This is a genomic window from Cryobacterium sp. Y11 (genome assembly GCF_002929535.1).
Taxonomy (GTDB): domain Bacteria; phylum Actinomycetota; class Actinomycetes; order Actinomycetales; family Microbacteriaceae; genus Cryobacterium.
The window spans coordinates 355,813-375,746 of record NZ_PJJO01000061.1 but is presented as its reverse complement, the minus strand read 5'-3'; the positions used below and the strand labels follow the sequence as shown (position 1 = coordinate 375,746).

The window sequence follows — 19,934 nt, the reverse complement described above, 5'->3', positions numbered from 1 at the left end:
CGGGCTCACGACTCCTCCAGCAGGTCGAATAGCCCGCCACTCCATTCGCGTTCGATTGGACGTTCTGAGCCCTGAGGCCCGTAGTCTTCCGGGCCGAGCGTCCACCACTCATCCGTTCGCATGTCCCACACGCCGTCGGCTTTGCAGTCCGGGCAACGGAATGCGAACAGATCACGCAAGGGCCACGCAGGGACGAGCGTTGGACGTTCCAGCCAGCGCCCAAATCGGCCCATCACGCGTTTCGTGGATGCGAACATCTCGCCGGGTTTAGGTTCGCGGGCACCGGAAGCGAGCAGGGGTGCATTGCCGCTGCCACAGTCGCACCGGCTGGGCGGAGGTGGCGGGCAGATGAACGTTTTGGGCGAGGGCTCAAACTTGTCCCACTTGACGCGCTGCCCATCCCAAACGGGCGGCAGGCGATGCTTCACGAGCACCAGGCTCACGACTCGCCCCCTGACGTTGCGGGCGACTCAGGGGCCGGGAGCGGCCACAGGTTGCCAGCTTTGGTGCGCCACTGCTTGCGGAATCCGGCCATGTCGCGGGCCTCGCTCAGGTCGCGTGCGTCGCCGTCGCTTGCCCAGTCCTCGAACGAATCTGCGTTGTACTCGCCGTCCCCGAGGCCGTAGATCCGCAGCACCGCCTCACAGTGCAGGCACTCTTTCCATGACCACGCGGTGCCATCGAAGCCAGCGCCGCGCTTATAGACCTCGCCCGCGCCAATGACCCGACGGCACATTTCGCAGCGGTGAGCCTTGCGGGCGCGCGGGTGGCTGATCGACCAGTCGGCCACTACTCCACCGCCCGGTACTCGGCAGCACTAGCGCGGAGCCAATCGCCCGCGAACTGTGACGCGGCCATACGATCAGCAATGCGATCCGCACGACGCGGAGTCTTGCCCCACGCGCCATGCAGCCATGAGTCAGCCGCCACGTCCAGCGCCTTCGCAGCTACCTTCCGGTCATGCCCGGCCAGGGCTTCGGCGGGTGACTGCGCAAGAATCGGGGCCAAATCCTCAACCATGACCCACGAGTCGCCGTGAACCTCGTCAGGCATCGCCTCGTTGTTGACTACCTCCTGAACTGCCTCGATTACCGCATAGGCCGCGTCGCGTTCGCTCTCGATCCGGGTCATGTACCTCGTGTCCTCGGCAAGCGTCAGCTTGAGCGCCGCGACCTCCCGTTCCAGCCGCCCGCATTCTTCCTTGGCGACTTCCAGCATCTCGCGATCGTCGTTCATGCCCATCAGTTGCCCTCTCCGTCGTTTTTTTTCGTTCATGTCGTCTCCTTGGGGTACAGGAAAGGCACCGGCCAGACGGCGGGTGCCTTGTGAATAGGTGGTGAAAGCTAAACGGCTACGGGCTCAGCTTCCATCGCGAGGTCGATCAGGTCGAACAGCGTGGGCATGTCCTGCTTGGCCGATTCAGCCTCGAGGTACTTCACGCCGTCGTAGTAGCTGACCGGGTTGAGCTCGGCAGCACGGCCGCGGCGCCCCAGCTTGAGCGCGCGGAGCACGACCGTCCCCAGCCCGCCAAACGGGTCATAGATCAGGTCGCCCGGGTTGCTCTTCTCGGTGATCAAGCGGTCCACGATGTCGAACTGCAAGGGACACGTGTGCATCACGAGGTTTCGCCGCGACTGCTCACCGTTCAAGGTCAGCATCCGGTTCACGTCGTGCCACACGTCGGGGTGCCAGGACGCCGGCGCCAGGGACATGAACGTGGACGGGAGGCGCTTTCGACCTGCGAGCAGCTCGCCCGTTTTCACGTGGCTCTCGTAGTCGTAAACGCTCGTGGCCGTCTGCGCAGTGAACAGCCGCGACATGTCCTCAGGCTTGAGCTGCGACAGCTCCTCAGGGGTGAGGTGGCGGTCACCAGACGAACGCCAGAATGCGTGCGCGTCGATCTGCCAGCGTGCCAACGAGTAACCGTCGACTGGGTTGTTCGGCGCGGCAGGTTCGGCCTTCACTGGTCGCTCGTATTCCTCTTCCGCGTATTCTTCGTCGTCCTCATCCCTTGCGTAGACGAGCGGCTTTGTCGGGTCGTAAATGTCCTTCGTTACCCGCTCGTCGCCCCAGCCCTTCGACCGGTCTGTTTGCGGCTTGCGGAACAGCAGCACGTATTCCGGCATCCCCATACCCATGCTCGATGCGTCAGCGCGCATCTTCGTGTAGCCGAGGCGGTACGTCTGGTTGTTCTCGCGTACGACATCGGTGACGATCGTGTGCATGCCGAGGTAGTCGAACCCGTGCTTCCGGAAGTGGGCCAGCGTCTCCGCGTGGAACGGCTCCACGGTCGAGTTACCGGTACCCATGACGTTGCCGAACAGGATTCGGTCCTTCACGTGAATGGCGGCGACTCGGCCCGGCTTGAGTACCCGTAGTAGGTTCGGCGTCAGGTAGTCCATCTGCTCCCAGAAGTGCACGTTGTCGTCGGTGTGGCCGAAGTCGTTGTAGCTCGGGGAGTACTCATACTGCGTGCCGAACGGGATGGACGACAGGATCATGTCCACCGAATCAGTCGCCATGTGATCGCGAGTTTCCAGAACGCAATCGTTGAGCGCGAACTGCCAGTTCTCGCCGCTCACCTCGACGCGTTCAACGCCCATCGAACGGGTCAGCGCCTGCGAGATCGCGCCGGCATCCAGACCGAACTCACGGATGATGTCCGACATGCTTGCCGTCAGCTTCTTGTGCTGGTCCCACTTGGCCAGAAGGATCTCGATTACTGACTCTTCGGACTCGGCCAGGATCACATCGATCTCCACCCGCTCGGTCTGTAGGAATCGGTGCAGTCGGTGAACGGACTGGATGAAGTCGTTGAACTTGAAGTCGATGCCCGCGTAAATCGCCCGATGGCAATGCCGCTGAAAGTTCGACCCCGACCCGGAAAGGCTCGGCTTTGTGGCGAGGATCCGTGTCTCACCGTCAGCGAACTTCACCGCGCGATCCTCCCGTTCGTCGAGGTCGAGGCTGCCAAAGATTTCCATCGCCTCAGGCAGTGCCTTCTTGATCGCTTTTCGTTCGTCCTCCAGCGTGTGCCAGAGAATGAAGTGATCTGCAGGTGCTTCGTTGACCAGCTCGGTTAGCTTCTCGATTCGAGCGGAGAGGCTGTTGCGTTTCTCGACCGCGGCGCCGGACAGGCCGAGAGCGCCGTTTGCGAAGAGGACCGCTTGCCCGTCGCCGTCCATACGAACCTCACCGTCTTTCACCTCGACGCGATGGAACCGCACGTCGAGTTCGGGGAGGTCGTAGCCTTCGTCCGAATAGCCGAGGTCCGACGGCTTCTGGATGAAGCACGCCCAGGTGTTCAGCCATAGCCAGAATTCGCGCTCCTTGTGGGGATGCAGGGTGAGGTTGCCGGCCGACGATGAATCGCGTTGGAAGAACCGGGTGAGGATCTGCCCTGAGTCCATGATTCCGAGGTAGGCCGCGTAGTGCGACAGCTCCTTGAAACGGTTCGGCGATGGTGTCGCCGTAGCCACGAACCGAAACGCGATGTCCTTGAACAGGTGCAGGAAGGTCTGGAAGGTCTTCGATCCGTAGTCGCGCAACACGCTCGCCTCGTCCAAGCTGGTGGCCGTGAACAAATTCGGGTCGATCTTGCCGTCCCGCACGCTCTCGTAGTTCGTGACGAACATGCCCGTCTCGGGCAGCCCGAAAGCCGCCGTCTTGATGAACGTCACCTCGACGCCGAGACGGGCCCCGGATGAAATGAAGTCGTGCCGCATGCCTAGTGGAGCGACGATCAGCGAGCGCCCGCCCTTGTGCTCGGTGATCAGCCGCAGGGTTTCAATCTGTATGAACGTCTTGCCCAGACCGAACGCGGCGAACCATGCACGCCGCCCGCCTTTCACTCCCCACTGAACCATGTCCTTTTGGTGATCCTTGAGCAGCGGGTGGATCTCTGCGCGGTCGATCTCGAAGCCGAACGACTTATCGAAATTGACTTTCTCGCGCAGGAATGAATCGTAATCAGGTCTTGCTTCGGTCAATGTCATGGTGTCCCTTTCGTCTGCGTGGTGGTGGGTGAGCAACTGCTCAAAACGGGGTCTCGTCGCTGAAGTTGCCCGGGGAATTCCAGACGTCGCCGCCAGTTGCCGCTGCGCTCGTTGGCGCGGTCGGCGCCCACGGCTCGTCGTTGCCCTGCGCAGCTGGAGCGGGAGCATGCCCGCTGGACTGCGCGCGGGTCAGGCTCGCCGTCGCGTAGCGGAGGCTGGGGCCTATCTCGTCGATCTCCAACTCCATCGACGTGCGCTTCTCGCCTTCTTTGGTCTGGTACGACCGCTGCTTGAGGCGACCCGAGGCGATTACCCGGCTGCCCTTCGTCAGGCTGCCGGCCACATGCTCAGCGAACTCACGCCAGACGGATGCCCGAAGGAACAGAGCGTCGCCGTCGACCCATTCGTTCTTGGCCCGGTCGAAGGTACGCGGCGTGCTCGCGATGGTGAAGTTCGCGACTGCCAGGCCGTTCTGTGTGTACCGCAACTCGGGATCACTGGTCAGGTTGCCGACGACGGTGATTACAGTCTCGCCAGCCATGGTCAGTTGCTCATTTCTTCGAGGATTCCCGCAGCGTCCGCGGCTTCGGCGATTGTCTTGGCCCATACGCCGGGAGCCGGACTGACGCTGATTGTCACGCCCATGTCTTTCATCTTCTGCATCTGGTATTCCAGTTCCTGCTGTGGTGTTCTGCGTGCCATGTCGGTGCTCATTTCTTGGATCGGTTGGCGCTCTGTGCGCCCCTGTGAAGTCCGTAGATCGTTTGGACCTACGCCTGTGTGTATTTCGCCTGTAATCGCGTGAGGCGGCGACAAGCGCGTGATGAGTGGGTGAATGGGGATTACGCTCGCCCGGATTCGATCGCTCGTTTGCGGTCATTGAAGGCGAGCCACTCGGCAGTGGCCGCAGCCAGACGCTGATCGCCGTTCGCGTCGCCAGCAATCGACCGGTCCCGATCGCGGGTGTTGAACCTCGACACACGAATGTCATGCGCCATGACCATCAGCTCGTGATCCGGCGAGCCGAACGACTCGCGCAGTACCACGGACAGCGGCGGGAAACGTTCGGCCTCGATCTTCACCACGTCCGGGAATTCGAGGTAGCGGGCGAGCGTGAAGTCGGGGGCTACTGCGCCGGCGTCCATGGCCAATCGCCGCCCTTGTACATCCGGTTCGGCCAGTCCCGCTCATCACGGTCACCGCGCCACCGTACGACGTCGACCAGCTTCGGGTCGTCGGGGTTGTGACGCAGCCCGAGCCCGAACTCAGGCCAGCCCATGAGCGCAGCTGATCCACGCGGCGCCAGGTTGCGCTCACCGTCCGAACCGTTCGCCTTGCCCGCGTGGGCTTCCATGATCAAAGCCAGCCCGCGTTCACGCAGCGAGTCGAGTGCGACGATCAGCGGCGAGGCGTCGTCGTCGTTCGTGATCGCCTTCGGCACGAGCTTGTACAGCGGCCCGATAAAGAGAACATCCGGCTTGTGCAGATCGACCAGCCGGTGAATCTCCCCGAGGTGAGAACCCCGCGTCACGTCGATGCGTTTGCCCGCCGTGATGTGCATGCTCAGCCGAGGATCAGCCGCGCCAATCTCAGCCGCACGAGACGACATCCACCGCACTGCACGCCGCCACTGCCGTTCGGTGTTCTCGGCATCGACCACGAGCACGTTGACCGGATCGATCGGCGCGAACGTCGTCGGGTGAATCCCGGCCGCCGAAAGCACCGCCATCTGCCGAACCCACGTGGTTTTGCCCGCGCCCTCAGCGCCGGTGAGTACCAGACGATCCTGACGCTCAAGCAACCCCGGGATGATCCAGTCGTAAGCATCCTCACCGGCCAGGATCTCGGCCAGCGGTTTCGCCACGAGCGTGCCCGACGTTGACCCGGCCCGAAGTCCTTCCAGCGCCGTCGCCGCCATCGCTGCGATATCCAGCGGTGATGCTCCCGAGTCTGAAACGCCCGTCATCACGAGCCCGACAATGGACTTCAATCCACGCCGCACCGACGCGTCACGAACCGAGTGCGCGTACTCTGTCGCCGCTTGGGTGTAGACCTCGGCGCCGGTCCACTCGAAGACCTCGTTGGACTCGATACCGCGGATGCCCCACACCGGCCACTGATTCACAACCGTGATGTGATCCACCGGCAGGCCACGAGCAACCATGTCTCCAATGCCCGCGAAGACATCGCCCATGTTCGGATTCTCAAAGTCGGCACCCGAGACCAGATCGCGGACCGAACGGAACTGGCGCGGATCAAGAATCACCGCACCAATCAGATTCCGCTCAGCAGGTGAGCCGGTCACTTCTGCATCCAAGCGTCACGGTTGGACTTCGCCGGCCCCGGCGTGGCCTTGTTCAGCCACATCGTGAACGCCGCGCCCCATCGAACCGCTCGCCGATCGTGAGTCTCGGCATGCAGTCTGAAGTTCTCAGCCTCGGCCGTGATGTTTAGGTTTCGTTCTTTGGCTCGGTCGAAGTGAGCTTTGGATGGAACCCAGTCGGCAGGTATTCGAGTTTCGTTTCCCTTCGCGCCATCATCAAGGAACGAAGTTCCTGTAGCTGTAGTAGTAGCTGTTAATGTAGGCAACCCTTGAGCCTGCCCAGAGCTAGGGGTTAGCTCTGGGGTAACGTCTGGGGTAAACGCTGGGGTTAGCTCTGGGGTTAGCTCTGGGGTAAACAGTGGGGTTAGCCCCGGTGAAATCTCCCGAATGTCCTTCGCCTCGGCCCGAAGAATTGTCTCGGTCTGCGTGACCTTCCACGCGGCCATATTCGGATCTCGGTCGCGCATCTTCTGCACCTCGAAAGCGATCACATTCCGAATCAGCTTCGACGCGATCGCCGCGTAAGCATTGGTCATGGAGACAACCAGTTTTGGCTGCTTCAATATGCCGTCATGCTTCACATAGGAGCGCACGAGAACCTCCTCGGTCTGCTCGTCGACGACAATGAAAAATCGTTCCCCGAGCAATTGGCCAGCCCGCTCGATGCTGCCGGCGGTGAGGTCGCAAGCCATCGCAGCAAGTCGCCCAGGTCTCCACTCGGCCACGCCCGCATAGTTCAGAGTCGGATGCGATGTGAGCTGGAAGTAGAGCCGCTGTGCCTCGCCGGTCAGATCGCGGAAGTCCTGATCTGCCCAGATGTCGACGCGCACGTTCGCGCGGTCGCGGGCCACTACGGCACCTCGTCGAAGTCGCCGCGCTTGATACGCATCACGAGGCCCGAGTAGATCGCGAACACCACGACGTTCTCTGAGTTACCACGAGCTGAAAGCCAGGCGATTAGCTTGTCCCGATCGACGCCCATTAGGTGCCAACCAGAATGCTTTGCACGGCGGTCACGGTCAGCCCGGACCGCTGGGCAATCTCCGGGACCGTGACGCCGTACTTGAAAGCGAGATCGACGTAATAGCGGTCTTGCCGTGCGAGCGTGGCCCGTTCTTGACGGAGCAAATTCAGGTGGGTTTCGGCCGCGGCCGTCAGCCCGTTGTTAGACTTTTGCAAAGTCCCTCCAATGGTGTGATCCAGAGAGCGGATGAGAAGCGGCCTTCGTGTTAGAGCACAGGGCCGCTTCGCCTTTTCAGGCGCAGTCCAATATTCGTTTGATCGAACGCCTGTCCACAAATCGCCCTGTGGATAACCCTGTGGATAACTCTGTGGATAAAATGTGGAAACGCCGACAGCACTGTTGATAATCTGTGGAACGGGCTGTGGATAACTATTCAATTTTGCCTCCGATCCCTTGTGGATACAGGCCAAAACGACCTGTGTATGAATTAGTGAAAAAAAGATTCAAGTCAGTTCTGAATGTTCGAGTCAGAAAACGATGCCGTCACCGTTTCGAGCCGCTTTCGCCCGAGCCTCCGTGATGAACGCCCAGCCGCCGGCGTCGTCCAGTAGTACGTCCTGCCACACCCCGCCGACCCGCCTAGGGATAGGCCACTTAGCCGGATCTGCCCAGCGTGGGACACCCCATCCGGTGCGATAGGCCCACTCGGGATGCTCGGTCTTGTACAGGTGGCAGTCGAGGCATAGGCAGACCAGGTTCGACGTGACCGTGTTGCCCTGCTGCCTGTTCTGCCTGTGATCCCGCTGGATTTCACCGGGCCTCTTGCACATTTGGCACGTGGCGTTATCTCGCAGCGTGGCGAGTTCGTACGCCGTTGTCTCGTCGGCCTTCGAGGGCTTGGCGACCTTCGGGAGGATCATTCGATCCGCTCCACTCGCAGCGTCATGTGCGCGACGTGCCCGAGCTTCTTGTCGAGCCAGACGATCTCGGGCATGAGCTTGGTCATGTAGGCCGGCCGGTCGTCAACCACGACGCCGGCGTCGACGAGCCCATCGCATAGTGCTTTGAGCGTCGGGACTGGGTTCTCCTCGTCGCGTACCGTCTTCGTTACGACGTACCAGGTGAGCGTCACGCGACACTTCCCGAGCGCTGGGATCCGGTGCGCCATGAGCTTGCCAGCGAGTCGCGTCTCGGCCACGATGCGGTCGTGAGCATGATTGTTCATTCGCTGGTTGAGGTGCAGCGGCGGGGTCTTCCAATCGAATGTGAGCGTCTGCTCGAAGGGGATGAACCCGCCTTCAACGCCTGTCGTCGTCGGCGTCAGACCTTTGTCCATGCTGATCATGGGGTGCTCCTGTCCTGCGAGTAAATCTGAGCCTCGGCGCGTTCAGTGGACACCTCAGAGCGGAGCGCATCAGCGACCGCCTGGCACCAACGCAACCGCGCCTTGATCGCCTCGACAGTGGCCTCTGATCCCCGATACTCAAGATGCAAGGTGTTCGCCTCTGGGTCGGCATCTGCAAGAGTCTCAAGCCATGCCACGGCCACCTTCTCCACAGAGTTCTTTGCCGTGATCTTCACGATTGCCACGCGTTGCTCATAGCCAGCTTTTGACGTGCCGTAGTCGTGCACGGCTGCGTCGAACCGACGAATCTCTGCGTCCCATTTAGCAAGGTGTTCGTTGAGTCGTAGCTGCGCGCTAAGCACCGGTCACGGCTCGCTCTGCGGCGTACTCTTCGGCGCTCTCGCGCTCGTACCGCTGCAGCTCCGTCTCTTCGTCGTCGGGCTCGGTGGCGGGCACTGGGGCTTCGGGTGCCTCAGTGTGTTCGTCGTCGGGCACGATCACGGCGTCGACGACATCCTCGTCCGGGTCAACGGGGAGCGCGGTTTCCTCGGCCCGGCTGAGTTCGCCCTGCCTTGCGAGGAACATCGCCCGGTTGGCCGTGTATTCGTCGGCAGCGACCGCCCGATCCCTTATGTCCTTGAGGTCGGCGATTGTTGTCGCAGTGGCCACGAGTGCAGGCCAGTCCTCGGCAGGTTCGGCGGGCGCGGCATCCTTGTCCGGCGTGGACTGCAGCTCGCCTGCGTCGGTGACCAGCGCACCCATTTCCTCGGGGGTGTAGCTGACACCCATCAGCACATCCTCGCCGCCTTCGCGCACGACCTCGCCGATTGCACGGGCCTTGCACAACCCCTCGCTGTACGCCTCCCACGGGAGCGGATTGCCACTCTTCGAGCGGGCCGTTACCACCCACTTGCCATTCTTGACCTCGTACTTGCACAGCCCAGCGCGGGCGGCGCGGCTCGGCGTCCAGGTTGCCGAGTACGTGAAGTCTGGATCGTCTGAGCGGGTGATCGTGGCCGTGGCAGCGAAGTCGCCGCCCTCGATCGTTCCCTTCGTGGTCACCCGCAGCTTGTGGCCGGCCTTCCGCACGAGACCAGACATGAGGCCGGGTGAGATCGTCGGCTTGCCCTCGATCACATGGATGCCGCCGAGCGCCGCGATCGGGTGAATCCCGAGCATGGAACCGGTCTCGAAGACCAGCAGCACCTTGCCGGGGGACGGGGCGCCGCGGTCCCACAGCCCCTTGGGGATCAGATCACCGGCGGAGGCGAGCGTCTGCACGTAGCGCATCTTCTCGTCCAGCCCGGCGGCTTCGTACTGAGTTACTTCCTTGCTCATTACATGCCTCTTTCAAATTCGATTGCGGCGCGGAGCCGCTTGGATAGTTCAATGGCGATCGGCAGCATGGCGGCCAGCACGTCGGCGACGTCGGCGGGGTAGATGCGCAAGCTCTTGGGAACCTCGGTGCGCATCTCGCCGTTCACGATCTCGGCCCAGATGAACTCCGTGTAAAGGACGTCGGGACCAACGCAGTACTGCTGGAATGCGACCTGTCGGAATTCGCCCGGCGTAGGGCCGTAGACGATGCGATCGTGTTTGGCTTTTACCTCAGAAAGCACGATGCCCTCAGGCTTCACGAGCAGCCCGTCAGGGGTGGCCGCAAGTCCCGGGTGCTCTGCGGAATGAATCAGCAGGGTGTTCTGAGGGATGCCTGCCCAGGCGAGCATGATCGGCTCCCACTCGTTGCCGGATTCTGTGTACCGGTTGCCCGAGAACGCCGAGGGCTTGAGCTTCGCGGCAAGGTACGTCGGAACCGACGACATCTTTACGAGCTTTGCCGCGTCGCTCGCCCCGATGATTGGCTCTCGCGCAGTGAGCCACGCAGGCCGGTCGAGCGAGTCGGCCATGACGCGGTCCACGTAGCTCATGCCGCCGCCAGGATTCCCTCTTCGAAGACGAACCCGAAGTCAGCCGAGTTATCGCGGCCCCGGTCGGCGATGATCGTCCACTTGTTCTCAGCGGCGTACGCCTGGACCTTCGCAAGAGTCTTGTCGTCGAACGCGTCGCCATTCTTGAGGAAGATCAGCTTGAGCTTCGGGTTGCCGGCGGTCGCGATGCGGAGGGCAACCCACAGCTGCTCGCTCTCACTCAGCGACAGGAACGACAGGCCATTGACGGTGATGCCCTCGTCGCTCACGTTCAGGCCCTCGACAGGGAACTTGGCGGCGGCGAGGCCGTCAGCCTTGCGCTTGTCGATCGCGGCAATGCTCGCGGTCAGCGCGGCCTCTTCGGCGGTGCGATCCTCAAGCTCGGCGGCGAGGGCGGCCCGGGTGAGCTGCGCGCGCACCTTCACATTGGTCTCATCGATACTGGCCAGCCGTGCGGCGACGGCATCCGGCGATTTGATCTCACCTACTGCGGCGTCGGCGGCGATCTTCTCGGCAGCCGCGGCCGCTTTGTGGTCGGCACGTGCCTTATCGAACGCAGCGGCGGCCGCCCGCGCCGTCTGATCTGCCACGATTCGGGCGTTCATCGCGTCTATGTGTGCGTCGGTCAGTCGATCGACCTCCACGTTGTGCTTGCGTATCGCGTCCATCTCCTCGTACAGCGATGCGGCCGACACCTCGGCATCCGGCACGCGCGCGTCGGCCGGCGCGCATCCGTCGAGCTGTGCGGCCAGGCGCTTTACCTCGCGTGTCTTGTCGGTGCGGCCGTCGAAGATGCCCTTGCGCTCGGCGGCGAGCTTGTCGATGTCGAAGGGCAATTCCACCTGACGCAGCAGCTCGTCACGCTGCTTCTTCTCGTCGAAACCCACGAACTCGCTGGGGTCGATCAGATTGCCACCCATGAGTTCAGCGACCAGCGCGACAGCTGAGGGGTACTTGGCGCCGTCGAGAGCGTAAGCGCTGAACGTCGAGGTGATCGTGCCGTCTGCCTTGCGCTTCCACACCCGCAGGAGTCTCACGCCCAACTCGGTGTCAATGAACTCGGCGCGAGATTCCGTCTCGCCTTCGTGGATCGGATCGGGGATCAGCTTGGACGCGTACTTGAGGAGCGATTGCATCGCCTGGCGAAAGCTCGACTTACCCGATCTGTTTTCCCCGGCGAGCACGACGAGCTCGTTGCCGGATGGGGTGATAGTCGCCTCGCCAATGAGACGCTTGAAGTTCGTGGCGGTAAATGTCTGTGTCATTACATGTCCTTTATCTGTATGAAAGCGAGTACGACCATCGGCGCCATGAAGGCAAAGCCGAGGCAGATGATGGGGAGCGGCCAGAGCAGCCAGCTACCGGTAAAGATGAAGATGGCGCCGATGACCGCGAGGACGATGACCCAGTGCGTCGCGGTCATACGAACACGCACGGACGCCGTTGGATCAGGACGACACGGACTTCGCCGGCGCGATACGTAGCGCGCCACCAGTCCTCCGGCTTGTCTAGCCGGTTGTCGTCGACGGCCTCCGCGGCCACGCGGACAAAGCCGGGCGGCGCGGGCAGTTGGTATCCGATGATCCCGTCGCCATCGCTGTTCCTCGGAATCACCCGGACCCGGTCACCGTCGACAGCGACGGCCGGCGGGATGAAGCCCGGCGATGTCAGCACGGTCATGCGATGATTTCCCACTCGCGCCACCGCTGCAACTCCATCGGCTCATCGCGACTCGGCCCACGCTTATCGTCGCTGAGGGTCTTCGCTCTGATCTCGAACGTGCCGATCCAAGTAATCTCGATGGACACGTCACAGTGCTTGGTGCTGCTGGCAAGCTGCGAGCCGACCACGGGGCCATTAGCCCGGCAGGTTGCAGCGGAGGTGGATTCGATCTTGATGCTCATGCGATCCACCACACAACTAAAGTGGCAAAGCTGATAATGCATGCCCAGGCGATCGCAGCGAGAAGGAACGCGAGCAACCAGTCTCTGAGCCTGTTTATCATCTTGCGGCGGGCAACTCGCCGGCTGCGGGCAGATGCGATGAAGTGTGAGCCGTGCGGGGGTTCAGATGGGTACGGGGATGAAGGGCGGCGACCGTCGAATAGGTCGAGGTGGCTGAGGTCGTCGTCCATCCAGTGCGGATTAGGGTATTTGTTGTAGCCGGTAGTCTGTTTGGGCATGTGAATCTCGTTTCCGTGTCATGGCCCCCGACTGAACCTCGGGGGCCGTTCTCGTTTGTGGCCTATACAGTGCGAGCGGCCAACGCCCGGGCGACCTTCTTGGCGCTGCGCGGGCGGTACTCGCCGGAGCGTGAATTGAAGATCGGGAGCGCGAACCACGAGCGCTCGGCGACCGGAGTGGCTACCTTCACGGCCTTCTCGAACTTGATCCCGGCGATCTTGCGTGCCTTGCGTGCTGCAGTGCTCATGACGTTCTCTTTTCTGTGGGTGATACCTGTTGTTGAGTGGACGGTGCCGGGATCGAACCGGCATATCGGGTGGGGAAACCCGCGCTCTTCCAGTTGAGCTACCCGCCCATGTGCCCGTCGTGATGACCGAGCTACGCACCCCGGACCGAACCGGAATGGTGCGCGTTGCCGCAGTCGTCCGCCCTTGCGAGGGGTCGGTCAACGACTGCGGTGGCGTTCATACGCAGCGAATGGCTGCGCCTCTCCGGCCGGGTGCTAAACCGTGCGGAGGCTGGCCCCTTCTCATTTCGTTCGGGTGCCGCGCTGTGGAGTTATTAAGGAACGTGCTCCCCCTCCTATGCGCGGCCTTTGACAGCGGCGCACGGCCAGGGGAATGTGGTGCAGTTGCCGGATGCCCGAGGGCACGCCAGCGGATTCCCAGTCAGAGACCGGGAAAGAATGAAGGGGTTAGGTGCTGAGCCCTCGAGCTGCGCACCACTTCACGAGCAGCAACTCAGGCTCGCCGGGAATCACGCGCACGTGTTCGCGCCGGATCTTGTCTCGGTCGAGTTCAGAGTGCAGGTAAAAGAACGCCTTGCCCTGATAGGTAGGGTGGCGGTGCTGCTTGCCGTTGATGATCTTGCCCTTGGCGTTGCGCCCGCGTTGTCCGGTCTGATCGATCAGGAGACGGTGACGGTACAGGGCAGCGCTGAATTGGGTTTCTGTCACTCCGGGCAGATACTTCTTGTGGAAGTCGCGCGGGGTGATGCCGTCGTTCAGTTCGATGGCCTCTTTGAACTCTTCGGCAACCTCCGCACGAGCGGTCGCTGCAATCGCTCTCTGCTCCGACTCCATCGCAAGCTCGAGTATCTGCAAGCGAGTGAGTTCAGCCGGCGCCGGCGTTACCTGGCGTGCCATGTCGAAAAACGCCCGGACAAGAGCCTTCTTGAATGCCCTAATGCGATCCATGTTCCGCATGTAGGTCAGGATCAAGGTGGCCTGTGGCTCATTCAGGAAGAACACCTCGCGGACCTGCGACCCTCCGGATGTTTCGAAGGGTCGCGTTTCCGATTCCACCCTTCCAAATTCCTCAAGATCCTCGCGGTATGTGCGGATGAGCTGGAGCACATTCTTGTGTTGGTTCTCGGTGCCTTCAGCGATCGTCTCGGACGAGATGACGAGAGCGCCCGAGCGGGTGAAGATGTCGAGGGCGGTCATGCTGCCACGGCCACTTCTTGCGACTTCATGTAGGCGTCGACAGTTCCCTCGTCGTACCGAACGAGACGCCCAATCTTGGAGAACGGGATGTGCTTTTTTGTCCGGCGCCACACGCGGAGAGTTTCGACATTGATTCCCGTTTTGGATGCAACGGCATGCTCATTGAGCCAGTTGGCGGGGAGGGTGCACATCAGACGGCCAGTGCCGTGGTGTTGCCGATTAGGATTTCATCGAAATCGCAGTTGAGAACCCGGGCGATTGCACTTAGTTCCGCCAGGGTGAATTGTTCTGGAGCGGCGAACCGGCGGCTCAGGGTCTTCTCGGAAATCCCTGAGTTCATGGAGAGCCAAATTCCGGTTCGGTCAGCATCTTTTCGGGCCTTCGTGATGCGTGCTGCCACATCTGCCGCGGTGTTCTGAATGGTCATATGACAAGGATATGTGGTCGTATGACCAACCGCAAGCCTAAAAAACGGCCAATTTCATATAGACAATTGGTCAATTAGTCCATATGATGAGGCGCATGACCAAAGAAGATGACGCGCTCCAGTCCGCAATCATTGACCAGATCAATGCCGAACTCGGAGCATCTGGCATCAACATGAAACAGTTTGCCGCGATACTCGGCAAGCCCTATGACTCGACTCGGAACTACTTGAGGAAAGAGCGTTCCATGCCGCTCGGATTCTTTTTGGAGATCGCCGGAGCACTGAACGTAGATGTCACGGTCATCGTTGAGCGAGCGAAGCAGCGACTCGAGCGATGATTATTTCTAGTCTCACCCCGCTCTGGCGCGCCTCTGCGATCGCTTCTTTCAACGTCGAATCCGCATTCATCACCACGTCATACCCCCGCCTGATATCGAATATATCTTCGAGGTTATCGGGTGCCACTGACACTGTCCACCCAATAATCGAAGCGACTCATGCCTAGACCGCCCCTTGACCTCGATGCGTGGGGAAAGATTACACGCAGCACCGTCAACGGTCAGGCTCAGGCGTCCGCCTACTATCGCAATTCCAGTGGTCACCGGAGTCGCATGCAGCGGAACGGTAGAACTGAGCCCGAGGCCGCGCGCATTCTCGAGAAAGCACTCAAAGCGAAGATCGCAGAGCAAACGGGAGGCGACCTCCTGTCCCCCGAATCGACAATCGAGGAACTGGCCGGGAAATGGCTCGAAGAGCTCAAGATCAAGGAGACCGTAGCTGGAACGCTAACCACCTACCGCAGTAGCATCCGAAGCAAGATCATTCCCGGCATCGGCGAGGTTCGCCTGAGAGAGGCATCGATCCCCCGGCTCGACCGATTCCTCAAAGGACTTATGGTTACGCCTACGGCAGCGCGCACGGCGCGTACGGTCCTGCTCCAGATGTTCGCATTGGCTACTCGCCAAGGTGCAGTCAATCGCAATCCAGTAAAAGAGACGATGTCGATCAGCCCAAAGAAACGCGAAGTGAAGGTGATCGCGCTTTCAGATATCCACGCCATGCGGTCATTGTTCGTTGCCTATGATGAAGGCCACACGTCAGAGCTGCACGAGCTCAGCATGCTCTTGATGGCTACCGGATGCCGTCAGGGTGAGGCGCTCGCGATCCGGTGGGAAGACCTTGAGGTAGATACGGGCGTGCTCAGGATCACAGGGACGCTTGTGGTGGACGACGTGACCGGAAAGTTGCAGCGTCAGGCACACCCAAAATCCGAAGCGGGCCACCGCGGATTGACGTTGCCGGCGAGCGTGCTGGGCATGCTCACGCAGCGCCGTGTTGAATCCGTTTACCCTATGGTTTTCCCGTCGAGCACGGGTACCTATCGCTGGCCCAACAACTCGCGGCGACAGTGGCGTCAGGCAATCGACGGGACCGTCTATGAGGGCAAGACTCCCAGGGATTTCCGCAAGGCAGTAGCAACCCATTTGGACAAGCTGGTCGGTATCGAGGCGGCTCAGGCGCAGCTAGGTCACGGCTCGTCGGACATTACTGTGAAGTATTACGTGGAGCGCCAGCGGGAGGTTGCGGACTTCGCAGGAGTCATTGAAGGCATGTTTGAAAGTAGCGAGTAAGTCGCAGATTTCGCATCGCGACTGACTCAAAAGGGCATAAAAAAAAGACCCGATCAACTATCTGATCAGGTCTTTTGCAGTGCACCCCCCCGGACTTGAACCGGGAACCCACTGATTAAGAGTCAGTTGCTCTGCCAATTGAGCTAGAGGTGCATGTGAGGCAGCGGAACAACCCGCGGCAACGTGTAACCCTAACACCCCGAGAGGGCATGATGCCAATCGAGGCCGAAAGGGAGCGGTGACCGGCATCCGCTCACGGAATTACTATCCTTGAAACCGTGACTGAACCGCGAAATTACGCCCTGTCCGATGACCTCCAGCTGGCTCTCGCCCTCGCCGATGCCGCCGACGCTATTTCCCGTGCGCGTTTCACCGCGCTCGACCTCGTCGTGACGACCAAACCCGACCGCACCCCGGTGACTGATGCCGACCAGGCGGTCGAGTCCGCCATCCGCGGTCTGCTCGCCGAAAAGCGCCCCGAGGACGGCATTCTGGGTGAAGAGTTCGGCACGGCCGGGTCGACCACTCGCCAATGGATCATCGACCCGATCGACGGCACGGCCGGCTTCCTCCGCGGCATCCCGATCTGGGCCACCCTCATCTCGCTCGCCATCGACGGCGTTCCCGTGCTCGGCGTGGTCAGCGCGCCAGCCCTCGGCAAACGCTGGTGGGCCGCACTAGGCAGCGGTGCCTGGTCGAGCAATACGAGCACAGTACGTGCCAGCCAAGCGGATGCCGCCCCCACCCGCCTGCGCGTCTCCGGCATCGAGACCCTCGCCGAGGCATCCATCAGCTACGGCAGTCTGCAACAGTGGGACGCGGCCGGGCACCTCGACGAGCTCATCACGCTCTCGCGCCAGGTGTGGCGCACCCGCGCCTACGGCGACATGTGGTCATACATGCTGCTCGCCGAGGGTCACCTGGACGTGGCCGGCGAATTCGACTTGCAGCCCTACGACATGGCGGCCCTGGCGCCGATCGTGCAAGAGGCTGGCGGCACATTTACCTCGGTCGACGGCCAGAGCGGGCCGTGGCACGGCAGCGCACTGGCCACCAACGGCCTCCTGCACGCGGTGACGCTCGCCGTACTGAACCCGGCTTGACGGTCTGGCCCAGTAGCGCCCGGACCCCCACAGCCCGCGTCTGCGGTGTCGCTGCCGGTGGCTGCGAAACTAGACGCTGGCACCCGGATCGTCGGGATTCACACCGTTGCGGGCATTGCGGGCATCGAGACGGCGCTGCCGCCACGCCACGGGGTTCAGCAGCAAAATCGGCTTCGGAATGCGCAGCGCATAGCCGGTCGGCAGAATCCAGCCGTACCGTTTGGCCAGCAGCGACAGGGCGGCGCCGCTGAGAATGGCCACGCCGGTGCCGATTGCGACGAACCCGAGCTTGCTCAAAATAACCATTTCGCTGCTCGCGAGCAGCGCGCTCGTGGCATAGAGGGTATTGCCGCCAAAGATGGTCGGAACCTTGAGCAGCATGATGTCGCGCACCATGCCACCACCGACCGCGGTGATCATGCCCAGCAGAATGGCCGGAAGCCAGCCGAGACCGGCATCGAGCGCCTTTTGCACCCCCACCGCCGCCCAGCACCCCACGGCGAGCGCGTCAAGCAGCAACAGCACCCGTCGGGTCCACCGGCCGTTGAATGTGACGAAGAAGGCGATGACCCCACCGAGGATGGCAACGATCAGATAGGCCGGGTCGAGCAGTGCCGCCGGGCTGCCCTGCTGCAACAGCGTGTCTCGGATCATGCCGCCGCCGAGCCCGCTCATAATGGCAAGCACAACGAAGCCGACAATATCGAGGCGTGCGGTGCGCGCGGCGACGCCGCCAAGAATGGCGTTGGCGAGCACGCCCGCCAGGTCCACGAAGCGGATTACCTCAAACAGCGTCTCCGACTCAGTGTTCACTTGCCCCATTCTCTCTTACTCTCGCGGTGCGACCGGCGCATCTACAGTTAGAAGATGAGGATTAACGTTTTCTCCGACGTGTGTCTGCGGGTGCTCATGCTGCTGGGCGAAGCACCGGAGAGCGTCACGTTCACCTCGCGGGTCATCGCCGGCGACGTCGGCACGCCATACAACCACGTCAGTAAGGCCATCATGCGACTGCGCGAGCTCGGCTTGGTCGAGGTCATTCGCGGGCGCAGCGGCGGAGTGCGCATCAGCGACCTCGGTCGCTCTGCCACCGTCGGTGCCCTGCTGCGCCAGCTCGACACCCGCACCGATCTCGCGGCCTGCGACTCACCCAACGGACCCTGCCCGCTGATAAACGGATGCGGCCTCCGCGGCGCACTGCGCCGGGCCCGGGAATCCTTTTACCGCGAGCTTGACGGCATCATCATCGCGGCTCTCCCGCACGGAAAGTCCGCCACACCGGTTCTGGTGGAGCTCGGATTGGTGCGGTAGGACTAAAGTCCCTAATTTCTACGACTTGTAGAAAGCATCCGTTTATTTGGTATACGAAATGCTACTTTTGATGAAGGCCCCACAAACGGGTGCCGACACGCAGAAGGAGTATTCATGCTTTCGCCCCAGTCCCTCCCCCTCATCGAAGCAACCCTGCCGCTGGTCGGCGAGCGGATGCCCCAGATCGCGAGAAACTTCTACAAGCGCATGCTCACCGCTCACCCCGAATTGTTCGACGGCTTGTTCAGCCGGTCCAATCAGAAGAACGGCACGCAGCAGCAGGCCCTCGCCGGCAGCATCGCTGTCTTCGCAACCCACATGGTGCAAAACCCCGACATCACTCCGGAGGCCATGCTCTCCCGCATCGCCCACAAGCACGTCTCCCTCGATATTCAGCCCGAGCAGTATGACATCGTCTACAAGTACCTGTTCGAGGGCATCGCCGACGAACTCAGCGACGTCATCACCGCCGAAATCGCCGCCGCCTGGACCGAGGTTTACTGGCTGATGGCCCACGCGCTGATCAAGATGGAGAAGGGCCTCTACGCGGGACTTGCCAGCGACAAGCCGCTCGCCCCATGGACCGTTGTGAAGAAGGAAGCGGCGGGAACCGACGCCGTCACGTTCACCCTCGAACCGGCCGACGACACCCCCGTAACGCCAGCCCTGCCGGGCCAGTACGTCAGCGTCACCGCCGTCATGCCCGACGGCATCCGCCAAGTGCGTCAGTACTCCCTCTCAGCCGGCACGGCCACAACGCGAGTCTTCACCACCAAGCTCGACGCCGACGGCGAGGTCTCCCCCGTGCTGCACCGCGACGTACAGGTCGGCGACACGCTCATCCTCTCCGTGCCGTGCGGCGATATCACCCTAGATAATGGCACCGGCCCGCTGATCCTGGCCTCGGCCGGAATCGGCTGCACACCCAGCGCCTCCATCCTGCGTTCCCTGGTGGACACCGGCTCCACGCGTGAGGTGCTCGTACTCCACGCCGAAAGCAACCTCGAGCGCTGGGCGCTACGCGACCAGATGAACGAAGACGTTGCCCTGCTGGAAGCGGCCGAACTCGAACTCTGGCTGGAGATTCCGAGCGTGGGCCACCACGAGGGCTTCATGTCGCTCAAGAACGTGACGATCCCGGAGGATGCCTCGGTGTACCTCTGCGGTCCGCTCCCGTTCATGCGCAGCCTCCGCGCCCAGGCGCTGCAGTCCGGCGTGCCGGCCGATCGCATCCACTATGAGATCTTCGGCCCCGACCTCTGGCTCGCGGGCGTCTAACC

30 protein-coding genes and 2 tRNA genes are annotated in these 19,934 nt (G+C 61.9%); 5 read left to right on the top strand and 27 right to left on the bottom strand.

Annotation, left to right across the window (positions count from 1 at the left end; all coding sequences use genetic code 11):
- Positions 1 to 5: 5 nt before the first annotated feature.
- From CXY75_RS19570 to CXY75_RS18325, 25 genes are all read right to left on the bottom strand, one after another.
- A complete protein-coding gene (locus tag CXY75_RS19570; RefSeq protein ID WP_146069533.1) occupies positions 6 to 443 on the bottom strand; it encodes a hypothetical protein in 438 nt (145 codons plus the stop codon).
- A complete protein-coding gene (locus CXY75_RS19925) occupies positions 440 to 790 on the bottom strand; it encodes a hypothetical protein (RefSeq protein ID WP_158251256.1) in 351 nt (116 codons plus the stop codon). Before CXY75_RS19925 ends, CXY75_RS19570 begins: the two co-directional genes overlap by 4 nt.
- On the bottom strand, positions 790 to 1,275 hold the full coding sequence (locus CXY75_RS18425) for a hypothetical protein (RefSeq protein ID WP_146069532.1): 486 nt from the start codon (positions 1,273 to 1,275) through the stop codon (positions 790 to 792). Before CXY75_RS18425 ends, CXY75_RS19925 begins: the two co-directional genes overlap by 1 nt.
- Positions 1,276 to 1,343: 68 nt before the next feature.
- Entirely contained in the window at positions 1,344 to 3,995 is a 2,652-nt protein-coding gene (locus tag CXY75_RS18420; protein ID WP_104084228.1) for a DNA methyltransferase, read from the bottom strand.
- A 40-nt stretch (positions 3,996 to 4,035) separates the two neighbouring features.
- Positions 4,036 to 4,536 (bottom strand): single-stranded DNA-binding protein, encoded by a 501-nt coding sequence (locus tag CXY75_RS18415; protein ID WP_104084227.1) that lies wholly within the window; start codon positions 4,534 to 4,536, stop codon positions 4,036 to 4,038.
- Positions 4,537 to 4,538: 2 nt separating this feature from the next.
- Complete coding sequence (locus tag CXY75_RS19920; RefSeq protein ID WP_158251255.1) at positions 4,539 to 4,697, bottom strand: hypothetical protein; 159 nt, start codon at positions 4,695 to 4,697, stop codon at positions 4,539 to 4,541.
- Between the two features lie 140 nt (positions 4,698 to 4,837).
- Complete coding sequence (locus CXY75_RS18410) at positions 4,838 to 5,140, bottom strand: hypothetical protein (protein ID WP_104084226.1); 303 nt, start codon at positions 5,138 to 5,140, stop codon at positions 4,838 to 4,840.
- Entirely contained in the window at positions 5,122 to 6,300 is a 1,179-nt protein-coding gene (locus CXY75_RS18405; protein WP_158251254.1) for an AAA family ATPase, read from the bottom strand. The genes CXY75_RS18410 and CXY75_RS18405 overlap by 19 nt, the downstream gene beginning before the upstream one ends.
- Positions 6,297 to 7,169 (bottom strand): hypothetical protein, encoded by an 873-nt coding sequence (locus CXY75_RS18400; RefSeq protein WP_104084224.1) that lies wholly within the window; start codon positions 7,167 to 7,169, stop codon positions 6,297 to 6,299. The genes CXY75_RS18405 and CXY75_RS18400 overlap by 4 nt, the downstream gene beginning before the upstream one ends.
- Entirely contained in the window at positions 7,169 to 7,300 is a 132-nt protein-coding gene (locus CXY75_RS20785) for a hypothetical protein (RefSeq protein WP_255411809.1), read from the bottom strand. The genes CXY75_RS18400 and CXY75_RS20785 overlap by 1 nt, the downstream gene beginning before the upstream one ends.
- Complete coding sequence (locus tag CXY75_RS18395; protein ID WP_104084223.1) at positions 7,300 to 7,497, bottom strand: hypothetical protein; 198 nt, start codon at positions 7,495 to 7,497, stop codon at positions 7,300 to 7,302. Before CXY75_RS18395 ends, CXY75_RS20785 begins: the two co-directional genes overlap by 1 nt.
- 312 nt (positions 7,498 to 7,809) lie before the next feature.
- On the bottom strand, positions 7,810 to 8,202 hold the full coding sequence (locus CXY75_RS18390) for an HNH endonuclease (protein ID WP_104084222.1): 393 nt from the start codon (positions 8,200 to 8,202) through the stop codon (positions 7,810 to 7,812).
- Positions 8,199 to 8,627 carry a hypothetical protein gene (locus CXY75_RS18385; RefSeq protein WP_104084221.1) on the bottom strand — a complete coding sequence of 143 codons (429 nt, stop codon included), beginning with the start codon at positions 8,625 to 8,627 and terminating at the stop codon, positions 8,199 to 8,201. Before CXY75_RS18385 ends, CXY75_RS18390 begins: the two co-directional genes overlap by 4 nt.
- Entirely contained in the window at positions 8,624 to 8,872 is a 249-nt protein-coding gene (locus CXY75_RS18380; protein WP_158251253.1) for a hypothetical protein, read from the bottom strand. The genes CXY75_RS18385 and CXY75_RS18380 overlap by 4 nt, the downstream gene beginning before the upstream one ends.
- Before the next feature lie 109 nt (positions 8,873 to 8,981).
- Complete coding sequence (locus CXY75_RS18375) at positions 8,982 to 9,965, bottom strand: hypothetical protein (protein ID WP_104084219.1); 984 nt, start codon at positions 9,963 to 9,965, stop codon at positions 8,982 to 8,984.
- The gene (locus CXY75_RS18370; protein WP_104084218.1) at positions 9,965 to 10,555 is read right to left on the bottom strand and encodes a hypothetical protein; all 591 of its coding nucleotides are present in this window, start codon (positions 10,553 to 10,555) and stop codon (positions 9,965 to 9,967) included. Before CXY75_RS18370 ends, CXY75_RS18375 begins: the two co-directional genes overlap by 1 nt.
- Entirely contained in the window at positions 10,552 to 11,820 is a 1,269-nt protein-coding gene (locus CXY75_RS18365; protein WP_104084217.1) for a hypothetical protein, read from the bottom strand. The genes CXY75_RS18370 and CXY75_RS18365 overlap by 4 nt, the downstream gene beginning before the upstream one ends.
- A complete protein-coding gene (locus tag CXY75_RS19915) occupies positions 11,820 to 11,978 on the bottom strand; it encodes a hypothetical protein (RefSeq protein WP_158251252.1) in 159 nt (52 codons plus the stop codon). Before CXY75_RS19915 ends, CXY75_RS18365 begins: the two co-directional genes overlap by 1 nt.
- The gene (locus tag CXY75_RS18360; RefSeq protein WP_104084216.1) at positions 11,975 to 12,235 is read right to left on the bottom strand and encodes a hypothetical protein; all 261 of its coding nucleotides are present in this window, start codon (positions 12,233 to 12,235) and stop codon (positions 11,975 to 11,977) included. The genes CXY75_RS19915 and CXY75_RS18360 overlap by 4 nt, the downstream gene beginning before the upstream one ends.
- Positions 12,232 to 12,459, bottom strand: coding sequence for a hypothetical protein (locus CXY75_RS18355; RefSeq protein ID WP_104084215.1), 228 nt, complete (start codon positions 12,457 to 12,459; stop codon positions 12,232 to 12,234). The genes CXY75_RS18360 and CXY75_RS18355 overlap by 4 nt, the downstream gene beginning before the upstream one ends.
- Positions 12,460 to 12,799: 340 nt before the next feature.
- A complete protein-coding gene (locus CXY75_RS18345; RefSeq protein WP_104084213.1) occupies positions 12,800 to 12,985 on the bottom strand; it encodes a hypothetical protein in 186 nt (61 codons plus the stop codon).
- Positions 12,986 to 13,022: 37 nt separating this feature from the next.
- Positions 13,023 to 13,093, bottom strand: a tRNA-OTHER gene (locus CXY75_RS18340).
- 339 nt (positions 13,094 to 13,432) lie between these two features.
- Entirely contained in the window at positions 13,433 to 14,182 is a 750-nt protein-coding gene (locus tag CXY75_RS18335; RefSeq protein ID WP_104084212.1) for a Rha family transcriptional regulator, read from the bottom strand.
- A complete protein-coding gene (locus tag CXY75_RS21165) occupies positions 14,179 to 14,373 on the bottom strand; it encodes a helix-turn-helix domain-containing protein (RefSeq protein WP_104084211.1) in 195 nt (64 codons plus the stop codon). The genes CXY75_RS18335 and CXY75_RS21165 overlap by 4 nt, the downstream gene beginning before the upstream one ends.
- A complete protein-coding gene (locus CXY75_RS18325) occupies positions 14,373 to 14,609 on the bottom strand; it encodes a helix-turn-helix transcriptional regulator (protein WP_104084210.1) in 237 nt (78 codons plus the stop codon). The genes CXY75_RS21165 and CXY75_RS18325 overlap by 1 nt, the downstream gene beginning before the upstream one ends.
- A gap of 95 nt (positions 14,610 to 14,704) precedes the next feature.
- Between CXY75_RS18325 and CXY75_RS18320 the strand changes: the two genes are divergently transcribed.
- Positions 14,705 to 14,947 carry a hypothetical protein gene (locus CXY75_RS18320; RefSeq protein ID WP_104084209.1) on the top strand — a complete coding sequence of 81 codons (243 nt, stop codon included), beginning with the start codon at positions 14,705 to 14,707 and terminating at the stop codon, positions 14,945 to 14,947.
- Positions 14,948 to 15,220: 273 nt separating this feature from the next.
- Positions 15,221 to 16,240 carry a tyrosine-type recombinase/integrase gene (locus tag CXY75_RS18315; RefSeq protein ID WP_158251251.1) on the top strand — a complete coding sequence of 340 codons (1,020 nt, stop codon included), beginning with the start codon at positions 15,221 to 15,223 and terminating at the stop codon, positions 16,238 to 16,240.
- Positions 16,241 to 16,320: 80 nt separating this feature from the next.
- On the opposite strand, the gene CXY75_RS18310 is transcribed toward CXY75_RS18315, so the two are convergent.
- A tRNA-Lys gene (locus CXY75_RS18310) sits at positions 16,321 to 16,393 on the bottom strand.
- A 125-nt stretch (positions 16,394 to 16,518) separates the two neighbouring features.
- Here CXY75_RS18310 and CXY75_RS18305 point away from each other — a divergent pair.
- Positions 16,519 to 17,343 carry an inositol monophosphatase family protein gene (locus tag CXY75_RS18305; protein ID WP_104084207.1) on the top strand — a complete coding sequence of 275 codons (825 nt, stop codon included), beginning with the start codon at positions 16,519 to 16,521 and terminating at the stop codon, positions 17,341 to 17,343.
- 69 nt (positions 17,344 to 17,412) lie between these two features.
- Here CXY75_RS18305 and CXY75_RS18300 read toward each other — a convergent pair whose 3' ends face one another.
- Entirely contained in the window at positions 17,413 to 18,156 is a 744-nt protein-coding gene (locus tag CXY75_RS18300; protein WP_199182501.1) for a trimeric intracellular cation channel family protein, read from the bottom strand.
- Positions 18,157 to 18,210: 54 nt separating this feature from the next.
- Between CXY75_RS18300 and CXY75_RS18295 the strand changes: the two genes are divergently transcribed.
- Together CXY75_RS18295 and CXY75_RS18290 are read left to right on the top strand one after the other, a co-directional pair.
- On the top strand, positions 18,211 to 18,654 hold the full coding sequence (locus CXY75_RS18295; protein WP_104084205.1) for an Rrf2 family transcriptional regulator: 444 nt from the start codon (positions 18,211 to 18,213) through the stop codon (positions 18,652 to 18,654).
- A 114-nt stretch (positions 18,655 to 18,768) separates the two neighbouring features.
- A complete protein-coding gene (locus CXY75_RS18290; protein ID WP_104084204.1) occupies positions 18,769 to 19,932 on the top strand; it encodes a globin domain-containing protein in 1,164 nt (387 codons plus the stop codon).
- The last annotated feature ends 2 nt before the right edge of the window (positions 19,933 to 19,934 follow it).